We start from the raw sequence: 18,051 nt of genomic DNA on the forward strand, positions 1-18,051 counted from the left end.
CACCATGCGTACCTTCGGCTTTCCCGAATTCCTGTTCATCCTCGAAGCGGCCCAGTGGACGCTGGCCCTGTCGGCCATCGCCTTCGTGGGCGGCGCCATCCTGGGACTCATCGTCGCGCTGGCCCGCACCATTGAGAACCGCGCGGCGCTCTTCGCCTCGGGCGTGTTCATCCAGGTGTTCCAGGGCACGCCGCTGCTGCTGCAGCTCTTCTTGATCTTCTTCGGCGCGCCGGTGCTGGGGCTGGACATCAACCCCTGGGTCGCCGCGGGCGCGGCGCTCATCCTCAACAGCGCCGCCTTCCTGGGCGAAATCTGGCGCGGCTGCATCCAGGCCATCCCGCGCGGCCAGTGGGAAGCGGCCATGGCACTCAACCTGTCGTACACCGCCCGCCTGCGCGACGTGGTGCTGCCCCAGGCCTTCAAGATCGCGCTGCCGCCCACGGTGGGCTACGTGGTGCAGATCATCAAGGGCACGTCGCTGGCGGCCATCATCGGCTTCACCGAGATCACCCGCGCCGGGCAGATCATCAACAACGCCACCTTCCAGCCGCTGGAGGTGTTCAGCACCGTGGCCGCGCTGTATTTCGTGATCTGCTGGCCGCTGTCGCTGCTGGCCGCGCACATGGAACGCCGCCGTGCGCGGGCCCTGGCGCGCTGACCGCTGCCCTTCTTCTCTTCATTCATCCCGTCCCGTCCAACCCCAAGGAGACCTCCATGAACCTCAGCCTGCATCGCCGCGCCGCCCTGGCACTGGGCCTGGCCGCCTGCGCCACCGCCTTCGCACCCCTGGCCTCGGCCCAGTCCGTGGCCGACATCAAGAAGAAGGGCGAGATCACCATCGGCATGCTGGTGGACTTTCCGCCCTACGGCACCACCGACGCCAGGAACCAACCCGACGGCTACGACGCCGACGTGGCCAAGCTGCTGGCCAAGGACCTGGGCGTGAAGGCCAACATCGTGCCCGTCACCGGCCCCAACCGCATTCCCTTCCTGCTGACCAACAAGGTCGACCTGCTGATCGCCTCGCTGGCCGTCACGCCCGAGCGCGCCAAGCAGGTGGACTTCTCGGTGCCCTACGCCGCCGCCACCATCGTGCTGTACGGCAGCAGCAGGGTCGAGATGAAGTCGCCCGCCGACCTCAAGGGCAAGCGCGTGGGCGTGGCCCGCGCCAGCACGCAGGACGTGTCGCTGACCGCCGTGGCACCCGAGGGCACGGAGATCCGCCGCTTCGACGACGACGCCTCCGCCATGCAGGCGCTGATGTCGGGCCAGGTCGATGCCATCGGCTGCTCCACCACCGTGGCCGCCCAGATCGCCAAGCGCGCCGGCAGCAACTTCGAGAACAAGTTCAACCTGCGCCAGCAGGTCATGGGCATCGCCATGCGCCCGGGCCAGCCCGAGCTGAAGAAGACGCTGGACGAGTTCGTCGAGCGCAACAAGAAGAACGGCGAGCTGAACAAGCTCTACCAGAAGTGGCTGGGCACCGACTTCCCGGCCATGCCCAACTCCTGATTGGCTTCTTCCCACTCCCGAACGCACAAGGCAGCCGAACGATGAACAGCAGCGTGGCCGCGCCCCATGAACTGGGCGACCCCATCATCCGCATGGAAGGGGTGAGCAAGTGGTATGGCGAGTTCCAGGTGCTCACCGATGTGGACCTGTCGGTGCGCACCGGCGAGCGCATCGTCATCTGCGGGCCCTCGGGCTCGGGCAAGTCCACGCTGATCCGCTGCATCAACCGGCTGGAGACGGTGCAGAAGGGCCGCATCGCGGTCGACGGCATCGAGCTGACGGCCGGCGGCAAGAACGTGGACGCCGTGCGCGCGGAAGTGGGCATGGTGTTCCAGCAGTTCAACCTGTTCCCGCACCTCACGATCCTGCAGAACTGCACGCTGGCGCCGATGCGCTCGCGCGGCATGTCGCGCGAAGAGGCCGAGGCCGTGGCCATGAAGTACCTCACGCGGGTGCGCATTCCCGAGCAGGCCCACAAGTACCCCAGCCAGCTCTCCGGCGGCCAGCAGCAGCGCGTGGCCATTGCCCGGGCGCTGTGCATGGCGCCCAAGATCATGCTGTTCGACGAGCCGACCTCGGCGCTCGACCCCGAGATGGTCAAGGAAGTGCTGGACACTATGATCGGCCTGGCCGACGACGGCATGACCATGCTGTGCGTCACGCACGAAATGGGCTTCGCCCGCAGCGTGGCCGACCGCGTGATCTTCATGGCCAGCGGCCAGATCCTCGAACAGGGCACGCCGGAAGCCTTCTTCGGCAATCCGCAGCACGAGAAGACGCGGCAGTTCCTGGGCCAGATCCTCACCTCGGGCCACTGACGCGATGTTCTCCGTCCTGATCTCTCTTTCCTCCTTCGGCGCGGCAGAGGTGGGCCGCCATGGCCAGGCCTGGGCCACGGGCCTGGCCTACGAAGCCGGCGTGGACAGCGTCGAAGTGCGCGGCGAGCTGCTGCGCAATCCCGTGTCCGAACTGGCCGCGCTCAAGGGCCATGCCGCCGTCTACTCCAGCCCCGAGGGTCTGTGGACGGCCGCGGGCGAACTCGACAGCGCCGCGCTCCAGGCCGGCCTGGCCCGCGCCGTGGCCCTGGACGCGCCCCGCCTCAAGATGGCCATCGGCGGCTTCCATGCCACGCGCAGCCGCGACTCCCTCGACGCGCTGCGCGAGGCCCTGGCCCGCACGCCGGTGGAGCTGGTGATCGAGAACGACCAGACGCCCACCGCCGGCACCCTCGACGCGCTCGTTTCCTTTTTCGACGCCCAGCAGGCCGCCGGCCTGGACCTGGGCATGACCTTCGACATGGGCAACTGGCACTGGCTGGGCGAATGCCCGCTGGAAGCCGCCCGCGCCCTCGCCCACCGCGTGCGCTACGTGCATGCCAAGGGCGTGCAGCGCCGGCCCGACAAGTGGGTCGCCGTGCCGCTGGCCGAATCGGCCGCACCCTGGCGCGCCGTGCTGCGCGCCCTGCCGGCCGATGTGCCGCATGCCATCGAATACCCGCTGATCGGCGACGACCTCACGGCCGTCACCCGTGCCGAGATCGCCGCCCTGCGCCAGTTGCGCGCAGCCGCCTGTACACCACGACAGAGTCTTCGCTGAACCGTCCCGCATGACCACCGCTCCCACCTTCGACGTCGCCACCTTCGGCGAGGCCATGCTGCTGCTGGTGGCCGACGAGCCCGGCCCCATCGAGAACGCCACGCTCTTCCACAAGCGCAGCGCGGGCGCCGAGACCAACGTGGCCATCGGCCTCTCGCGCCTGGGCCTCCAGGTGGGCTGGGCCAGCCGGCTGGGCACCGATTCCATGGGCCGCGCGCTGCTGGCCACCATGCAGGCCGAGGGCATCGACTGCTCGCACGTGGTGTGCGACGCCAGCCAGCGCACGGGCTTCCAGTTCAAGGGCCGCGTCACCGATGGCAGCGATCCGCCCATCGAATACCACCGCAAGGGCTCGGCCGCGAGCCAGATGCGGCCCGAGGACATCGACGAGGCCTGGCTCTGCGCAGCGCGCCACCTGCATGCCACCGGCGTCTTCGCGGCGGTCTCCGAGACCACACTGCCGACCGCCCACCGCACGCTCGACCTGATGCGCGCGGCCGGCCGCAGCATCTCCTTCGATCCCAACCTGCGGCCCACCTTGTGGGGCAGCACCGAGCGCATGCGCGAGTGCATCAACGCGCTGGCGGCCAAGGCCGACTGGGTGCTGCCCGGCCTGGAGGAAGGCCGCCTGCTCACCGGCGAGGCCACGCCCGAAGGCATCGCGCGCTTCTACCGTGCGGCCGGTGCCTCGCTGGTGGTCGTGAAGCTAGGTCCCGAGGGCGCCTACTACGACAGCGCCACGGCTGGCTGCGGCCAGGTGCCCGGCTTCCCGGTCGAACAGGTGATCGACACCGTGGGCGCCGGCGATGGCTTCGCGGCCGGCGTGGTCAGCGCCCTGCTCGAAGGCCGCAGCGTGCCCGACGCCGTGCGCCGCGGCGCCTGGATCGGCGCCCGCGCAGTGCAGGTTCTGGGCGACACCGAAGGCCTGCCCACGCGGGCCCAGCTGCAGGAGGCCGGCCTGTGAGCGGCGCACGCAAGAAGGTCCTGGTCTTCCGCGCCCTGCCGCCCGACCAGATGGCGCGTCTGCAGGCCGCGCACGACGTCAGCTTCGCCGACCCCAAGAAGGACCGCGCCGCCTTCGACGCCGCCCTGCCCGAGGCGCAGGGCCTGATCGGCTCCAGCTTTCCGATCGACGCCGGCGTGATCGCCGCGGCGCCGAAGCTGGAGGTGGTTTCCAGCGTGTCGGTGGGCGTGGACAACTACGACCTGGCCGCGCTGCATGCCCGCCACATCGTGCTGGCCCACACGCCCGGCGTGCTGGACGAGACCGTAGCCGACACCGTCTTCGCCCTGCTGATGGCCACCAGCCGCCGCGTGGTCGAACTCGCCACGCTGGTGCGCGAAGGCCGCTGGGATCGGAACATCGGTGAAGACCTCTTCGGCTTCGACGTGCATGGCAAGACCCTGGGCCTGCTCGGCTTCGGCCGCATCGGCCAGGCCATCGCGCGGCGCGCGGCCCTGGGCTTCGGCATGCCGGTGCTGTATCACGCGCGCCGGCCGGTCGACCTGGCCACGCAGGCGCCCGAGCTGCAAGGCCATGCCGATCACACGCCGCTGCCCCAGTTGCTGGCACGCGCCGACTTCGTGGTCGCCATGCTGCCACTCACGCCGCAGACCCGCGGCATGGTCGATGCCGACCTGCTCGCGCAGATGAAGCCGGGCGCCATCTTCATCAATGGTGGCCGCGGTGCCACCGTGGACGAGACGGCCCTGCTGGCCGCGCTGGACAGCGGCCAACTGCGCGCCGCCGGCCTGGACGTGTTCGCGCGCGAGCCGCTGCCGCTCGATTCGCCGCTGCGCACCCACCCCAAGGTGACGCCGCTGCCGCACATCGGCTCGGCCACGCACGAGACGCGCCATGGCATGGCCGAACTTGCGGTGAGCAACCTGCTCGACGCGCTGGCGGGCCGCCGACCGGCCGCGGTGTACGACACGTCGGCTTCATGAACCAGCTCCCGCCGGCCGTGCGGGCGGGCCGCCCCACCATCTCGGACGTCGCGCGGGTGGCGGGCGTGTCCAAGGCCACGGTGTCGCGCTTCTTCAACCACCGCGAACGCCTGCTCAGCCCCGACATCGCGGCCCGCGTGGAGGCCGCCATCGCCGAGCTGGGCTATGTGCCCAGCCCCATGGCCCAGGCGCTCAGCCATGGCCGCTCGCGGCTCATCGGGCTGATCGTGGCCGACATCACCAACCCCTTCTCGGTGGCCGTGCTGCGCGGTGCCGAGAAGGCGTGCAAGGACGCGGGCTACCTGGTGATGCTGTTCAACATCGGCAACGAAGCCGGCCGCGAGCGCGAAGCCATCGACGCCCTGGCCGGCTACCAGGTGGACGGCTTCATCCTCAACACCCTGGGCCGCGGCGCGGGCGTGGTCGAGGCCATCGCTGCACATGGCAAGCCGGCTGTGCTGGTGGACCGCCGGCACGACGGGCTGGAGGCCGACTTCGTCTCCATCGACAACCGCGGCGCCATGGCCGAAGCGTGCGGCCACCTGATCGACGGCGGCTGGCGCGAGCTGCTGTACGTGACCGAGCCGCAGCAGGGTGTGAGCACGCGGCGGGAGCGGACCGCCGCCTTCCATGACTGCGTGCGGGCCCATGCCCCGGCTTCGCCCAAGGTGCGCGGCGACGTCTTCGAGATGGCCGAGGGCGGCGACGAGGCCCTTCGCGATGCGCTGCGCGCGCTGCGCAAGCGGGCCCGCGCGCCGCGCCGCGCCGCCGTCGTGGCGGGCAACTCGGTGGTCACGCTGCGTGTCGCACAGGCCGTGCGCCAGCTGGGCTGGGAGTTCGGCGAAGACCTCGGCTTCATCGGCTTCGACGAGCCCGAATGGGCCTCGCTGGTGGGCCCGGGCCTCAGCACCCTGGCGCAACCCACCGACGAACTCGGCCGCGCCGCCGCCGCCTGCCTGATCGAGCGCATGCAGGGTCTGGAAGGCCCGGCGCGGGAGCTGCTGCTGCCGGGGACGCTGGTGGTGCGCGGTTCTTCCGCGGCCTGACCCGCGACACGCCGGCCCTGCGCTGCGCGCGAAGGCCCGGCGCGGGCTGGCTCAGTTCAGCACGATGTGGGCCTTGGTGGCCACGTCGCCGAACTTGCGCAGGCTGTCCTGCACGAACTTCTGCGCCTCGGCCGGCGACATGCGGCCGGGCAGTTGGCCGCCCGCCTCCAGCGCCGCCTGCACCTGCGGGCTCTCGGCCGCCTTGGCGATGGCGGCATTGAGCCGCGCCACCACCGGATCGGGCAGGCCCTTGGCCCCCGCGACGGCGAAGTACTGAGTCGCCTCGTAGCCCTTGAGGCCGGCCTCGCTCATGGTCGGCACGTTGGGCAGGCTGGGAATGCGGTAGGGCGTGGTCACGGCATAGGCGCGCAGCTGGCCGGCCTTGATCTGCGACAGCACGGGCGTGACGCCCAGCATGCCCAGCTTGACCTGCCCGCCCACGACGTCCACCACGGCCTGGCCGCCGCCCTTGTATGGCACATGCAGCATCTGCGTGCCGGCCAACTGGTTGAACAGCTCGCCGGCCAGATGCTGGCCGGTGCCGATGCCCGAGCTGGCGTAGTCCCACTGCTGCGGGTTCTTCTTCATGGCGGCGATGAGCGCGCCGAGGTCGGTCGGCGCCAGCGAAGCGCCGCCCACCAGCACGATGGGGCCCTGTGACATCAGGCCCACCGCCTGCAGCTCACGGCCCACCTCCGGCTGCTGCTGGCCGAAGAGCACCGGCCCCGGCACCGTCACCAGCGTGTAGCCGTCGGGCTTGGCCCGCGCCGCCTGCTTGAGCGCCAGCGCACCGGAGGCACCCGGCACGTTGTCGATCACGATGGTCTGGCCGATCTGGTCGGACACGGCCTTGGCGAAGGCGCGCGTGAGCACGTCCACCGTGCCGCCGGGCACGAAGCCCACGATCCAGGTGATGGGCTTGGCCTCGGGCCAGGGCTGCTCGGCATGGGCGCCTAGCGCGATAGTCGCGGTGGCGGCGAGCGCCGCAAGGCGCAGGAGACGGCGGCGGCTGTGAAAGGAGGTCATGGGCTTGCTTCCGGGGAGTGATGCGGGGCGGGACGTGCGGCTCAGCGGTCGGGCTGGCCAGGCGGGGTGTGCGGATGCGCGGCCGCACTGGCGTTGAAGTCGCGGATCATGCGCAGCACCGGGCCCATGACCCAGGTGTTGAAGACCAGCACATCGGTCTCTTCCTTGGGGTCACGCGTGATGTTGAACAGGTAGGGCGACTCCAGCTTGCCCTGGCCCTGGTTCACCTCGGGCTCCCAGTAGAAGTGCAGCTTCCAGTCGCGCCACTTGGCGGCGCGCAACTCCTGCTTGATGTAGAAGAGGAAGCCTTCGCGCGCCGACTTGGACTGCTCGCCGAAGAAAAAGGCGCGCTGGTCCACGCCGTCGATGGGCCGGTCCTGCGGCAGCGGCGCGTCGGCCACGGCCGCGAGGGTGGTGAATAGGTCGGTCACGTGCACGATCTCGTTGCTCACACGGCCGGGCTCGATGCGGCCGGGCCAACGGGCGATGAAGGGCACGCGCAGGCTGCCCTCCATGGCCGTGTGATACGTACCGCGCCAGGGGCCGGCCGTGCCGCGGTAGGGCGCGCGGAACTCGGGGCCGTTGTCGCTGCAGAAGATGAACAGCGTGTCGTCCGCAATGCCCAGGCGTTCGACCTCGTCGACGATCTGGCCTACGCGGTGGTCCATCTCGGCCATCGAATCGGCGAAATCCCCATTCCCGGTGCTGCCCGCGAAGTCCGGATGCGGTAGCGTCGGAAAGTGCAGGTGCACCAGCGGCAGGTACAGAAAGAAGGGCCGCTTCGCCGCCACGTTGCGCTGCATGAAGGCGCAGGAGCGCTCCACCAGGTCGGCGTCGATGCCGCGGCGTGCCTCCAGGTCGTAGAGCCTCACCTCGCGCGAAGGCTCGCCGACGCGGCCTTCCATGATGTAGGGCAGGTCGACCACGCTGGGGTCGAAGCCCACGGAGGACGTGAACTGGCTTTCGTCCGTGGTGCGCGGAATGCCGTACCACTCGTCGAAGCCGCGGTCCGAGGGAAAGCGCCCCGCCACGTCGCCCAGGTGCCATTTGCCGAAATGGGCGGTGGCATAGCCGACCTGCGACAGCAGTTGCGGCAGCGTCACCTCCCAGCGCGTGAGGCCCTGCGGCAGGCCCGGCGGCACGGACTGCAGGCAGCCGGTGCGGATCGGATGGCGGCCCGACATGAGGGCCGAGCGCGTGGGCACGCAGTCGCTCTCGACATTGAAGTTCTGCAGCAGCAGGCCCTGGCGGGCCAGGGCGTCGATGCGCGGCGTTGGCGCGCCCCGCAGGGCGCCGCCGCCGTAGCAGCCGAGTTCGCCCCAGCCGAGGTTGTCGGCCACGATGAGGACGATGTGGGGAGAAGCGTGGGAGGCCATCGGGAACGGAAGGGATTCGATGGCCTGCAATCTAAGACGCCTCGGCGTCTTCTAGCATTCCTGCTCCCGTGTGATGCCATGAGCGCCAGGAATGAATCTCTCGATCCAGGACATCCAGTACTTCCTCGCCGTGGCCCGCGAGGGGCAGCTGTCATCCGCCGCCGACGAGCTGGGCGTGACCCAGTCGGCGCTCACCAAGGCCATGCAGCGCGTGGAACGCGAGTTCGGCCTGCAACTGCTGGAGCGCAGCGTGCGCGGCATGCGTCCGACCTCGGCTGGCCTGCGGGTGGCCGAGCAACTGCGCAGGTTGCAGGCCGAATACGCCGACACCGTGCTGCTGGCCGACGAGATGCGCGCCCGCCAGGCCGGCCTGCTGCGCCTGGGCGTGACCGACACCCCCGGCGGCAACCGCATGGCGGCGGTGCTCGGCCCCATGCTGGCGATGCGGCCGGGCTTGCGGGTGAAGCTGCGCGTGGACCGCTCCGACGCGCTGGCCGCGCAGGTGCAGGAAGGCTCGCTGGACCTGGCTCTGGTGCCGGCCTATGAAGGCCAGCCGCTGCCCACCGAGCGCACCAAGGTCGACAGCGACCCGCTGCTGCCGCTGGTGCGCGTGGGCCATCCGCTCACGCGCCTGGCCCGGCCGGGCTTGAAGGATGTGGCGGGTTACGGCTGGATGCTGGGGCCCGAACATTCGGCCGCCTTCCAGGCCGTTTCGGCGGTGTTCGCGCGCCAGGGGTTGTCAGCCCCGCAGATCGTGGTCGAGGTGCCCTTCTCGTCGGAGATGAACCTCACGGTGCTGGCCGCCACCGACCTGGTGACGCTGCTGCCCCGCTCGCTGATGCCGCTGGCGCCGGCCGAACGCTTCGTGCAGTTGCCGGTGGCGGCACTGCGCATTCCGCGCGCGGTGGTGCTGCTGTCGCGGCCGGGGTCGGCCTGGTCGCCGTTGATGGAGACGCTGCGGGGGTTGTTGCTCGAGCGGGCGAGGGCGGGTGGGTGAAAAGCCCACCGGGAAAATTAGACCTCCCGTCGGGCTTGAGCGGCAGTGCGGACGTCAACAGAGGACACGCGGGCCCAACTCACGCTCTACGGCAGATAGCCGAAGATAAGGTTCTCCATGTAGCCACCATGGCTCCACGGGACCAGCTGCTGCACCTACAAACTTCGCCACTAGGAAGTCCGCGTGCATCTTCAAGGGCCTGGCACTTGACGGCCATCTAAGTCATGCGACCATATTGATAGGCCGTTGCTGGTCGCTTTTTGAACACGCCATGTTTGAATCTGTCGTTCTCCGGAAAAATGAACTAGGTGCTCCTATATCCGCGGGCATGCTCGCCGAAGCAATGCTCTTCTATAAAAAAACGCACATAGTGTTTGATCGTCTTACCGCTACCCAGCTAGCATTAAAGTTGGGACCGATTTTGATCACACTTTTGAAACGTCCAGATGTTTCTGCCGTCTATCTTGAAGAGCTCCTCGGCACTGTCACTCGCAAGGCTGCCGGAATTGAGTTTCATGACTTTGGAGCAATGCTGCTTACGAGTACGCAGGAGGCAGGTCCAATAAAAAGTTCCGAGGAACGCTTATCACTAGACTTGGCGCGTGCCGGGATGACTGCTATAGAAGCACGAAATTTTGCCCAGCACTTCTTGAGATGGGTGCCGGTGAGGCGGCTTGAAAGTGACCACTTTGTTCGCGGCGGCATGGCTAAAATGTCGCGGAGTTATTTTGCAGATGAAGCTTTCTTGTCAGCTAGTCTGCGCTCGATTGTCAATATCATGCCTGGCGGCCACGATTTGGCTAGCGATTTTAAAGTTCAAGTTTTTCCAGGTGAATTTGGACACCATGTCTTTCATCAAATTGATCTAAACCGGATAAATTATGAACTGCGAGCAATTTCTCCTTCACCCCAAGATGTGACAACTGCACATCTTTTGACAGCCTTTTTAGAGGCCGTAACGGACATGACCCTTGCTGCACATTACGGGAGTGACTTTACGACGTCCGGAATTTCTTCTGCGGTAATTCTGTTGAGGTATCAGGAAATACTAAACCGTTTACGCAAGAACCAAGATGAAATTGACTCGTTTCGCGAGATTGTGCACACCGGAATGCCTACAATTGCCGAAGTAATCGACAGTGGTCAACAGTCATTTGAATCATTCCTGAGTTTACTTGATAAGTCAAAAAAGTTCCGAGAGTGGATCCACTCTGCCAATCCAGACGAAGGACTAGTTCAAGAGTATTTCAAATCGATATCGACTGAACATTGGATCCAGACGGGTAAAGCCAAAGTGATCAGATACTTAATAGGCCAAGCGGCCGATGCATTCGATTCCCAACTAGGCTTGGCCGTTGGGTTTGCCGATGCATTTATCGTTGAAAAAGTTCTGAAAGGGTGGAGACCGAGTCACTTCATCGATAACAAACTGGCTCCATTTCTGAACAAAAATCCTAATTCGGATTAGTCCATCGATGCCCACGGTATCAGGTAACAACTGAACCGCTCCGCCCGGTGCGGGGCCAGCGTAAAGCTCTGCGGCAAGACCCCTGCGACGGCGCCGCATTCCCGCGCTGGCCGCCCTCAGTCCGCCAACCGCCCCTGCACCAGCCGCAGCACGCGGTCACACCGCGCCGCCAGCGTTTCGTCATGCGTCACCATCACGAACGCCGTGCCGCGCTCGCGGGCCAGTTCGAGCATCAGCGCGAACACGGTGTCGGCCGTGCTGCGGTCCAGGTTGCCGGTGGGCTCGTCGGCCAGCACGCAGGCGGGCTGGGTGACCAGGGCGCGGGCGATGGCCACGCGCTGGCGTTCGCCGCCGGACAGCTCGGCCGGCCGGTGCGACAGGCGCTGGCCCAGGCCCACCGCGGTCAGCGTGGCCTGTGCGGCCGCTGCGGCCTTCTCCGGCGTTTCGCGGCGGATCTTGAGCGGCATGGCCACGTTGTCCAGCGCGCTGAACTCGGGCAGCAGGTGGTGGAACTGGTAGACGAAGCCCAGGTACTGGTTGCGCAGCCGGCCTTGCGCCGCGGCGTCCAGGCGGCCCATGGGCTGACCCTTGAGCTCCACCGTGCCGCTGCTGGGCGAATCCAGCCCGCCCAGCAGGTGCAGCAGCGTGCTCTTGCCAGAGCCGGAGGCGCCGACGATGGCCATGGTCTCGCCGGCCCGCACGTCCAGGTCCACGCCGTGCAGCACGGTGAGGTCGATACGGCCTTCGTGGAAGCGCTTGGTCAGGCCGCGCGCCTTGAGCACGACGTCATTCATAGCGCAGTGCCTCCGCGGGGTTCACGCGGCTGGCGCGCCAGCTGGGGTAGAGCGTGGCCACGAAGGCCAGCACCAGCGAGATGATGGCGATGGGCATGATGTCGCTGCGCTGCGGGTCGCTTGGCATGCGGCTGATGAGGTAGATGTCCTGCGGCAAAAAGTGCGTGTGCAGCAGCCGCTCGATGGCCGGCACGATGATGTCGATGTTGTAGGCCACCAGCAGGCCCAGCCCCAGGCCGGCGAAGGTGCCGATCACGCCCACCATGGCGCCCTGCACCACGAAGATGCCCATGATGCTTTTCGGGCTCGCGCCCAGCGTGCGCAGGATGGCGATGTCGGCGCGCTTGTCGGTCACGGTCATCACCAGTGTGCTCACCAGGTTGAAGGCGGCCACGGCCACGATCAGCGTGAGGATGATGAACATCATGCGTTTCTCGACCTGCACGGCCGAGAACCAGGTCTTGTTCTGGCGCGTCCAGTCGCGGATGAGGAACTGCCCCGGCAGCGTCTTGGCCAGTTCGTCGGCCACGTCGCGGGCCTGGTTCAGGTCCTTGAGCTTGAGGCGGATGCCCGTGGGTCCTTCGAGGCGGAAGACCCTGGCGGCGTCCTGCTCGTGGATCATGGCCAGCGCCGAGTCGTACTCGTAGTGGCCCGAATCGAAGGTGCCCACCACCGTGAACTGCTTGAGTCGCGGCACCACGCCGGCCGGCGTGACCTGGCCGCCGGGGGCGATCAACGTGACCTGGTCGCCGTCGCGCACATAGAGCTGGCGCGCCAGCTCGGCGCCCAGCACGATGCCGAACTGCCCCGGCACCAGCCGGTCGAGCGCGCCCTTCTGCGCGGTGCTGGAGAAGTCGGTCACCTCGGGCTCAAGCTTGGGCTCGATGCCGCGCACGAGTGCGCCCTTCATGTCCTCGCCGCGGGCGACCAGCGCCTGGCTGGCGATGAAGGGGGCGGCGCCGATCACTTCGGGGTTCTTGCGGGCGGCGTCCATGATGGGCTGCAGATCCTGCAGCGCCTGGCCGTCGCGCGAGAAGATCTCGATGTGCGAGACCACGCCCAGCATGCGGTCGCGCACCTCCTTCTGGAAGCCGTTCATCACCGACAGCACGATGATCAGCGCGGCCACGCCCAGCGCGATGCCCGCCATCGAAACGCCCGAGATGAAGGAGATGAAGCCGTTGCGGCGGGTCGCCCGGCCAGCGCGTGTGTAGCGCCAGCCCAGCTGCAGTTCGTAGGGAAGAGCCATGGATGCGTAGACAGCGCCGCATGGCGCCGGAAGCCCCCGGGAAGCCGGGCCGGGCATTGTGGCACCCTGCCACGAGCCCCCGCGTCGGACGCGACAATACGGCGCATGTCGCCTTCCGCCGACGCGCATCCCGCTTCCTCCTTCCCCTTGCACCTCATCGTCCCCTTCGCCGGCCGCAGCACGCCTGCCTGCCAGGCCGCCCTGCCCGGCCTGAAGCTGCCCAACCTGGCGGCCTTGCTGGCCCGCCTGCCCGAGGCCGCGGCCGATGTGCAGGACGAGCACAGCCTCACCCCCCCGCACGAACGCGCCCGGGCCGCCGCGCTGGGCCTGCCCCCCGCCGACGACGGCGCGCTGCCCTGGGCCGCGCTGTCCGCCCGTCGGGCCGGCCTGCCGGGCGCCGCCGATCAGGCCTGGGCCTGGGTCACGCTGTGCCACTGGCAGGCCGGCATGAGCGAGGTGGTGCTGATCGATCCGTCGCACCTGGGCGTGCAGCCTGCCGAGTCGCAGGCCTTGCTGGCTGCCGTGCGGCCCTTTTTCGAAGAGGACGAGATCCATCTCTTCGCCACCGACGCACCGGGCACCTGGCTGGCCAGCGGCCCGGTCTTCGACGCGCTCCCCACGGCCTCGCTGGACCGCGCCATCGGCCAGCCGCTGGACGCCTGGCTGCCCATGGCCGATGGCGCCCGCACGCTGCGGCGGCTGCAGAACGAGATGCAGATGCTGCTCTACAACCACCCGGTGAACGACGCGCGTGGCGACCGGCGGCAGCTGCTGATCAACTCGCTGTGGTTCAGCGGCACCGGCCGCGCGCCGGCCGTGCACCCGCAGGCGGCCGAGCCCGCCGTGGACGAGCGCCTCCGCCCCGCCGCGCTGGACGACCATGGCGAGGCCTGGGCCGCCGCCTGGGCCGCGCTCGACGCCGGCCCCATCGCGCAATGGCTGGCACGCAGCCGGGCCGGCGAGCCCGTGACGCTGACCCTGTGCGGCGACCGCACGGCGCGCCGCTACCAGGGCCAGCGCGGCCTGCTGCAGCGCTGGCTGCAGCGCACGCCCGACATCACCGCCGTGCTGGAGTCGCTGTGAAGATCATTCCCCGCGACGTGCCGCCCCGCACCGCCTGGGCGCTGCAACAGGCCGGCCTGCATCCGCTGCTGGCGCGCCTGTATGCCGCCCGCGGCGTGGCCTCGGCCGACGAGCTGGACGACGGCCTGGCCCGCCTGCTGCCCCCAGCCGGCCTGCGCGGCGCCGATGCCGCCGCCCGGCTGCTGGCCGATGCCATCTCTGCCGACCACCGCATCTGCGTGGTGGCCGACTACGACTGCGACGGCGCCACCGCCTGCGCCGTGGCCCTGCGCGGCCTGCGTCTGCTGGGCGCCCGCCACGTGCAGTACCTGGTACCCGACCGCGTGACCGACGGCTATGGCCTGACGCCGCCCATCGCCGAGCGCGTGGCCGCCACCGGCGCCGAGCTGCTGCTGACGGTGGACAACGGCATCGCCAGCGTCGAAGGCGTGGCCCGTGCGCGCGAGCTGGGCCTCGCGGTGCTGGTGACCGACCACCACCTGCCCGGCGCCGAGTTGCCGACCGCCGACGTGCTGGTCAATCCCAACCAGCCGGGCTGCGACTTCGCCAGCAAGAGCATCGCCGGCGTGGGCGTCATGTTCTATGTGCTGCTGGCCCTGCGCGCCGAGCTGCGTGCGCGCGGCGCCTGGAACGCCCCGGGTGCCCATCAGCCCAAGCTCGATGCCTTGCTGCCGCTGGTGGCGCTGGGCACCGTGGCCGACGTGGTGCGGCTGGACGCCAACAACCGCCGCCTGGTGGCGCAGGGCCTGCGCCGCATCCGCGCCGGTGCCATGCCGCCGGGCATGGCCGCCCTCTTTCGCGCCGCCGGCCGCAAGCCCGAGGTGGCGACCACCTTCGACTTCGGCTTTGCCCTGGGCCCGCGCATCAACGCCGCCGGCCGACTGGCCGACATGACGCTGGGCATCGAATGCCTGCTGACCGACGACCCCGGCCGCGCCGACGAGCTGGCCAAGCTGCTCGACGGCATCAACCGCGAGCGCCGCGACATCGAAGGCGGCATGCGCGAGCAGGCCATCCGCCTCGCCGAATCGCTGTTCGGCATGCAGCAGGCCGTGGAGGGCCAGGACCGGCCCGCGGCCGGCATGCCCGCGGCCATCAGCGTGTTCGACCCCGAGTTCCATGAAGGCGTGGTGGGCATCGTGGCCTCGCGCCTGAAGGACCGCCACCACCGGCCGGTGTTCGTCTTCGCGGCCAGCGGCGCCGAGGGCAAGTCGCACGAGCTCAAGGGCTCGGGCCGCTCGATTCCCGGCTTCCACCTGCGCGATGCGCTCGACCTGGTGGCCAAGCGCCACCCGGGCGTGCTGCTGCGCTTCGGCGGCCATGCCATGGCGGCCGGCTGCACCATCGCGCGCGAGCAGTTCGCGGTGTTCGAGCGGGCGCTGGCCCAGGTCGCGGCCGAATGGCTGGACGCCGCCACCCTCACGCGCCGGCTGGAGACCGACGGCCCCATCGACCGCGAATACCTGCGCGTGGAGCTGGTCGACACGCTGCACCGCGAGGTGTGGGGCCAGGGCTTTGCGCCGCCCACCTTCAGCGACGAGGTCGAGGTGGTCTCGCAGCGGCTGGTGGGCGAGAAGCATCTGTCGCTCAAGCTGCGCCTGGCCGGCCAGCCGGTGGACGGCATCTGGTTCGGCCAGACCGAGCCGCTGCCGCCCCGCGTGCGCCTGGCCTTCCGGCTCGATGCCGATGAATGGCAGGGCGTGCGCCGGCTGCGGCTGATGGTCGAAGGCGCCGAGTTGCCGGGATGAGCGAGACCCTGCCCTGGCGCTGCCTGCTCGTCGAGGACGACGAGGCCAACGCCCGCTACATCGCCGACGGCCTGCGCCGCATGGGCCACACGGTCGCCATCAGCCGCGACGGCGCCGATGCACTGGCCCGCGCCACGGGCGAGGCCTGGGACCTCGTCATCCTCGACCGCATGCTGCCCAACGGCATCGATGGGTTGGCCATCCTGGGCACGCTGCGCAACCTGGGCCTGCGCACGCCGGTGCTGGTGCTCAGTGCCCTGAGCGCGCTCGACGAACGGGTGCGCGGCCTCAAGGCCGGCGGCGACGACTACCTGGCCAAGCCCTTCGCCTTCTCCGAGCTGGCGGCGCGCGCCGAGGCGCTGGTGCGGCGCGCCCGGCCCGGCCCCGAGCAGCGCGTGCTGCAGGTCGCCGACCTGCGGCTGGACCTGGGCACGCGCAAGGCCGAGCGCGGTGGCAAGCCGGTGGCGCTGCAGCCGCGCGAGTTCCGGCTGCTGGCCTGCCTGATGCTCAACGCCGGCCAGGTCATGACCCGCACCATGCTGCTCGAAGCCGTGTGGGACTACCAGTTCGATCCGCAGACCAATGTGATCGACGTGCAGATCAGCCGCCTGCGCACCAAGCTCGACGGTGCCGGCGGTCCGCCCTTGATCCACACCGAGCGCGGCGTGGGCTATCGACTGGCCGCGCCGGAGCCCGGCGAGGCGCCGGCCTGATGGGCGCCTGGCGCCGCCTGTGGGCCTCGGTCGGCTTCCGGCTCGCCTTCCAGTACGCCGTGCTCGTGGCCATCACCATGATGGCGGCGCTGGCCATCGTCTACCTGCAGACCGTGGGCGTGCTGCACCAGCGCATCGCGCGGCAGGTGGGTGTCACCACCACGCAGATGCAGGCACGCGCCGAGCAGCAGGGCCTGGAGGCCGTGGCCGCCGCCATCGGCCGCGCGCTGGACGACGGCCGGCAATCCGACACCGAGCTCTTCGGCGTGTGGCAGCCAGACGGCACACGCCTGGCCGGCAACCTGGATGCGCCGCCGGCCGACGCCACCGGTGGCCGCGATGGGCAGCAGCGCGCGCAGCGGGGCGGCACCGCCAACACCGGCTACCTGGCCGTGCGCCGGCTGCCCGGCGACGCGCTGCTGGTCGTCGGGCACGACCTGAGCGACCAGGACGCGCTCGAATCGCTGGTCGTCAGCGCCAGTGCCGCGGCCGGCCTGATCGCGCTGCTGCTGCTGGTGGGTGGCGTCTTCGTGTTCCGCCAGGAACTGGAGCAGGCCGTGGGCCGAGTGCGCCGCACGGCGGGCCGCATCGCCGAGGAAGGCCATCTGGCCGAGCGGGTGGACATGACCACGGGCGACGACGAATTCGCGCGCCTGGGCCAGGACATCAACGCCATGCTCGACCGCATCGAGTCGCTGATGGAAGGCGTGCGCCATGTCTCCAACACCATCGCCCACGAGCTGCGCACGCCGCTCACCCGCGCGTTGCTCGGCCTGCAGGCCGCGCAGGCCCCAGGCGTGGACGATGCCGCGCGTCGCGAGGCCATCGACCGCGCCGTGCACGAGCTGCAGGACCTGGGCACCGTCTTCCAGAAGCTGCTGCAGATCGCCGAGGCCGAGGCCGGTGCGCGCCGCCGCGCCTTCGCGCCCGTGGCCCTGCACACCATCGCCGACGACGTGCTGGAGCTGTACGAAGCCGTCGCCGAGAACCAGGGCGCGCACCTCGTGCGCGAGCCCGCGGACGAAGCCAGGGTGGACGGCGACCGCGACCTGCTGGCCGGTGCCATCGCCAACCTGGTGGACAACGCGCTGAAGTACGGCGGCCCCGGCTGCACCGTGCGCATCGGCACGACGATGGCCGCCGGCCAGGCCATCGTCGAGGTGCAGGACGACGGCCCCGGCGTGTCTGAGGCCGACCTGGCCCGCCTCGGCGAGCGATTCACCCGCCTCACGCCAGAGCTGCCCGGCCACGGCCTGGGCCTGGCCAACGTGCGCGCCGTCGCCGCCCTGCATGGCGGCCGGCTGGTGGCCGAAGGGGCGGAGCCGGGATTGCGGATGCGGATGGTGCTGCCAATCGGATCGCCGTCACACAACTGATCCGCATCTGACGCGCAAGCGGCCCAGCAAGCCGCCCTTGTTCCCGCGCCCACATTGCCGAATGGCAATGTTTCCGTAACCCACGGCGCACGCCCCCTTTCCTACGATCGCCCGCGCTTT

17 protein-coding genes are annotated in these 18,051 nt (G+C 69.3%); 13 read left to right on the top strand and 4 right to left on the bottom strand.

The genetic code is table 11. The annotated features are described in order from the left end of the window. The first annotated feature begins 4 nt into the window (after positions 1 to 4). The 7 genes from BXA03_RS18655 to BXA03_RS18685 are packed head-to-tail and all read left to right on the top strand — an operon-like array spanning position 5 to position 6,101. A complete protein-coding gene (locus BXA03_RS18655; protein WP_076510621.1) occupies positions 5 to 658 on the top strand; it encodes an amino acid ABC transporter permease in 654 nt (217 codons plus the stop codon). Between the two features lie 56 nt (positions 659 to 714). Then, the gene (locus BXA03_RS18660; RefSeq protein ID WP_076510623.1) at positions 715 to 1,512 is read left to right on the top strand and encodes a transporter substrate-binding domain-containing protein; all 798 of its coding nucleotides are present in this window, start codon (positions 715 to 717) and stop codon (positions 1,510 to 1,512) included. 41 nt (positions 1,513 to 1,553) lie between these two features. Beyond that, complete coding sequence (locus BXA03_RS18665; RefSeq protein WP_076510625.1) at positions 1,554 to 2,330, top strand: amino acid ABC transporter ATP-binding protein; 777 nt, start codon at positions 1,554 to 1,556, stop codon at positions 2,328 to 2,330. A gap of 4 nt (positions 2,331 to 2,334) precedes the next feature. Continuing rightward, positions 2,335 to 3,108: a sugar phosphate isomerase/epimerase family protein gene (locus BXA03_RS18670; RefSeq protein ID WP_076510626.1), complete on the top strand. Its 774-nt coding sequence runs from the start codon at positions 2,335 to 2,337 to the stop codon at positions 3,106 to 3,108. 10 nt (positions 3,109 to 3,118) lie between these two features. Then, a complete protein-coding gene (locus BXA03_RS18675; protein WP_076510628.1) occupies positions 3,119 to 4,072 on the top strand; it encodes a sugar kinase in 954 nt (317 codons plus the stop codon). Positions 4,073 to 4,122: 50 nt separating this feature from the next. Then, positions 4,123 to 5,055 carry a 2-hydroxyacid dehydrogenase gene (locus tag BXA03_RS18680; RefSeq protein WP_369822452.1) on the top strand — a complete coding sequence of 311 codons (933 nt, stop codon included), beginning with the start codon at positions 4,123 to 4,125 and terminating at the stop codon, positions 5,053 to 5,055. Further along, the gene (locus tag BXA03_RS18685) at positions 5,052 to 6,101 is read left to right on the top strand and encodes a LacI family DNA-binding transcriptional regulator (RefSeq protein ID WP_076510631.1); all 1,050 of its coding nucleotides are present in this window, start codon (positions 5,052 to 5,054) and stop codon (positions 6,099 to 6,101) included. Before BXA03_RS18680 ends, BXA03_RS18685 begins: the two co-directional genes overlap by 4 nt. A 51-nt stretch (positions 6,102 to 6,152) precedes the next feature. Here BXA03_RS18685 and BXA03_RS18690 read toward each other — a convergent pair whose 3' ends face one another. Beyond that, positions 6,153 to 7,127 (bottom strand): Bug family tripartite tricarboxylate transporter substrate binding protein, encoded by a 975-nt coding sequence (locus BXA03_RS18690; RefSeq protein ID WP_076510633.1) that lies wholly within the window; start codon positions 7,125 to 7,127, stop codon positions 6,153 to 6,155. A gap of 41 nt (positions 7,128 to 7,168) precedes the next feature. Further along, entirely contained in the window at positions 7,169 to 8,503 is a 1,335-nt protein-coding gene (locus BXA03_RS18695) for an arylsulfatase (RefSeq protein ID WP_076510781.1), read from the bottom strand. Between the two features lie 91 nt (positions 8,504 to 8,594). Between BXA03_RS18695 and BXA03_RS18700 the strand changes: the two genes are divergently transcribed. Together BXA03_RS18700 and BXA03_RS26610 are read left to right on the top strand one after the other, a co-directional pair. After that, positions 8,595 to 9,500 carry a LysR family transcriptional regulator gene (locus BXA03_RS18700; protein WP_076510635.1) on the top strand — a complete coding sequence of 302 codons (906 nt, stop codon included), beginning with the start codon at positions 8,595 to 8,597 and terminating at the stop codon, positions 9,498 to 9,500. A gap of 328 nt (positions 9,501 to 9,828) precedes the next feature. Beyond that, complete coding sequence (locus tag BXA03_RS26610) at positions 9,829 to 10,968, top strand: hypothetical protein (RefSeq protein ID WP_234983741.1); 1,140 nt, start codon at positions 9,829 to 9,831, stop codon at positions 10,966 to 10,968. 116 nt (positions 10,969 to 11,084) lie between these two features. On the opposite strand, the gene lolD is transcribed toward BXA03_RS26610, so the two are convergent. Then, positions 11,085 to 11,762, bottom strand: a complete 678-nt coding sequence (lolD, locus tag BXA03_RS18705; protein ID WP_076510637.1) for a lipoprotein-releasing ABC transporter ATP-binding protein LolD — start codon at positions 11,760 to 11,762, stop codon at positions 11,085 to 11,087. Beyond that, positions 11,755 to 13,011, bottom strand: a complete 1,257-nt coding sequence (locus BXA03_RS18710) for a lipoprotein-releasing ABC transporter permease subunit (RefSeq protein ID WP_076510639.1) — start codon at positions 13,009 to 13,011, stop codon at positions 11,755 to 11,757. The genes lolD and BXA03_RS18710 overlap by 8 nt, the downstream gene beginning before the upstream one ends. Positions 13,012 to 13,158: 147 nt before the next feature. Here BXA03_RS18710 and BXA03_RS18715 point away from each other — a divergent pair, with 147 nt between their 5' ends. The 4 genes from BXA03_RS18715 to BXA03_RS18730 are packed head-to-tail and all read left to right on the top strand — an operon-like array spanning position 13,159 to position 17,931. After that, complete coding sequence (locus BXA03_RS18715) at positions 13,159 to 14,094, top strand: hypothetical protein (RefSeq protein ID WP_234983742.1); 936 nt, start codon at positions 13,159 to 13,161, stop codon at positions 14,092 to 14,094. Further along, a complete protein-coding gene (gene recJ, locus BXA03_RS18720) occupies positions 14,091 to 15,842 on the top strand; it encodes a single-stranded-DNA-specific exonuclease RecJ (RefSeq protein WP_076510643.1) in 1,752 nt (583 codons plus the stop codon). The genes BXA03_RS18715 and recJ overlap by 4 nt, the downstream gene beginning before the upstream one ends. After that, positions 15,839 to 16,555 (top strand): response regulator transcription factor, encoded by a 717-nt coding sequence (locus tag BXA03_RS18725; protein ID WP_143476366.1) that lies wholly within the window; start codon positions 15,839 to 15,841, stop codon positions 16,553 to 16,555. Before recJ ends, BXA03_RS18725 begins: the two co-directional genes overlap by 4 nt. Beyond that, complete coding sequence (locus BXA03_RS18730) at positions 16,555 to 17,931, top strand: sensor histidine kinase (RefSeq protein ID WP_076510645.1); 1,377 nt, start codon at positions 16,555 to 16,557, stop codon at positions 17,929 to 17,931. Before BXA03_RS18725 ends, BXA03_RS18730 begins: the two co-directional genes overlap by 1 nt. Positions 17,932 to 18,051: the final 120 nt, after the last annotated feature.

Origin of the sequence: Pseudacidovorax sp. RU35E, from assembly GCF_900156165.1 — a bacterium.
Taxonomy (GTDB): Bacteria; Pseudomonadota; Gammaproteobacteria; order Burkholderiales; family Burkholderiaceae_C; genus Xenophilus.

What these genes read in the sequence shown, in the direction of transcription:
- BXA03_RS18655 (WP_076510621.1), top strand. Translation starts at nt 5, where the DNA reads ATGCGTACCTTCGGCTTTCCCGAATTCCTGTTCATCCTCGAAGCGGCC.
- BXA03_RS18660 (WP_076510623.1), top strand. Translation starts at nt 715, where the DNA reads ATGAACCTCAGCCTGCATCGCCGCGCCGCCCTGGCACTGGGCCTGGCC.
- BXA03_RS18665 (WP_076510625.1), top strand. Translation starts at nt 1,554, where the DNA reads ATGAACAGCAGCGTGGCCGCGCCCCATGAACTGGGCGACCCCATCATC.
- BXA03_RS18670 (WP_076510626.1), top strand. Translation starts at nt 2,335, where the DNA reads ATGTTCTCCGTCCTGATCTCTCTTTCCTCCTTCGGCGCGGCAGAGGTG.
- BXA03_RS18675 (WP_076510628.1), top strand. Translation starts at nt 3,119, where the DNA reads ATGACCACCGCTCCCACCTTCGACGTCGCCACCTTCGGCGAGGCCATG.
- BXA03_RS18680 (WP_369822452.1), top strand. Translation starts at nt 4,123, where the DNA reads ATGGCGCGTCTGCAGGCCGCGCACGACGTCAGCTTCGCCGACCCCAAG.
- BXA03_RS18685 (WP_076510631.1), top strand. Translation starts at nt 5,052, where the DNA reads ATGAACCAGCTCCCGCCGGCCGTGCGGGCGGGCCGCCCCACCATCTCG.
- BXA03_RS18690 (WP_076510633.1), bottom strand. Translation starts at nt 7,127, where the DNA reads ATGACCTCCTTTCACAGCCGCCGCCGTCTCCTGCGCCTTGCGGCGCTC.
- BXA03_RS18695 (WP_076510781.1), bottom strand. Translation starts at nt 8,503, where the DNA reads ATGGCCTCCCACGCTTCTCCCCACATCGTCCTCATCGTGGCCGACAAC.
- BXA03_RS18700 (WP_076510635.1), top strand. Translation starts at nt 8,595, where the DNA reads ATGAATCTCTCGATCCAGGACATCCAGTACTTCCTCGCCGTGGCCCGC.
- BXA03_RS26610 (WP_234983741.1), top strand. Translation starts at nt 9,829, where the DNA reads ATGCTCGCCGAAGCAATGCTCTTCTATAAAAAAACGCACATAGTGTTT.
- lolD (WP_076510637.1), bottom strand. Translation starts at nt 11,762, where the DNA reads ATGAATGACGTCGTGCTCAAGGCGCGCGGCCTGACCAAGCGCTTCCAC.
- BXA03_RS18710 (WP_076510639.1), bottom strand. Translation starts at nt 13,011, where the DNA reads ATGGCTCTTCCCTACGAACTGCAGCTGGGCTGGCGCTACACACGCGCT.
- BXA03_RS18725 (WP_143476366.1), top strand. Translation starts at nt 15,839, where the DNA reads ATGAGCGAGACCCTGCCCTGGCGCTGCCTGCTCGTCGAGGACGACGAG.
- BXA03_RS18730 (WP_076510645.1), top strand. Translation starts at nt 16,555, where the DNA reads ATGGGCGCCTGGCGCCGCCTGTGGGCCTCGGTCGGCTTCCGGCTCGCC.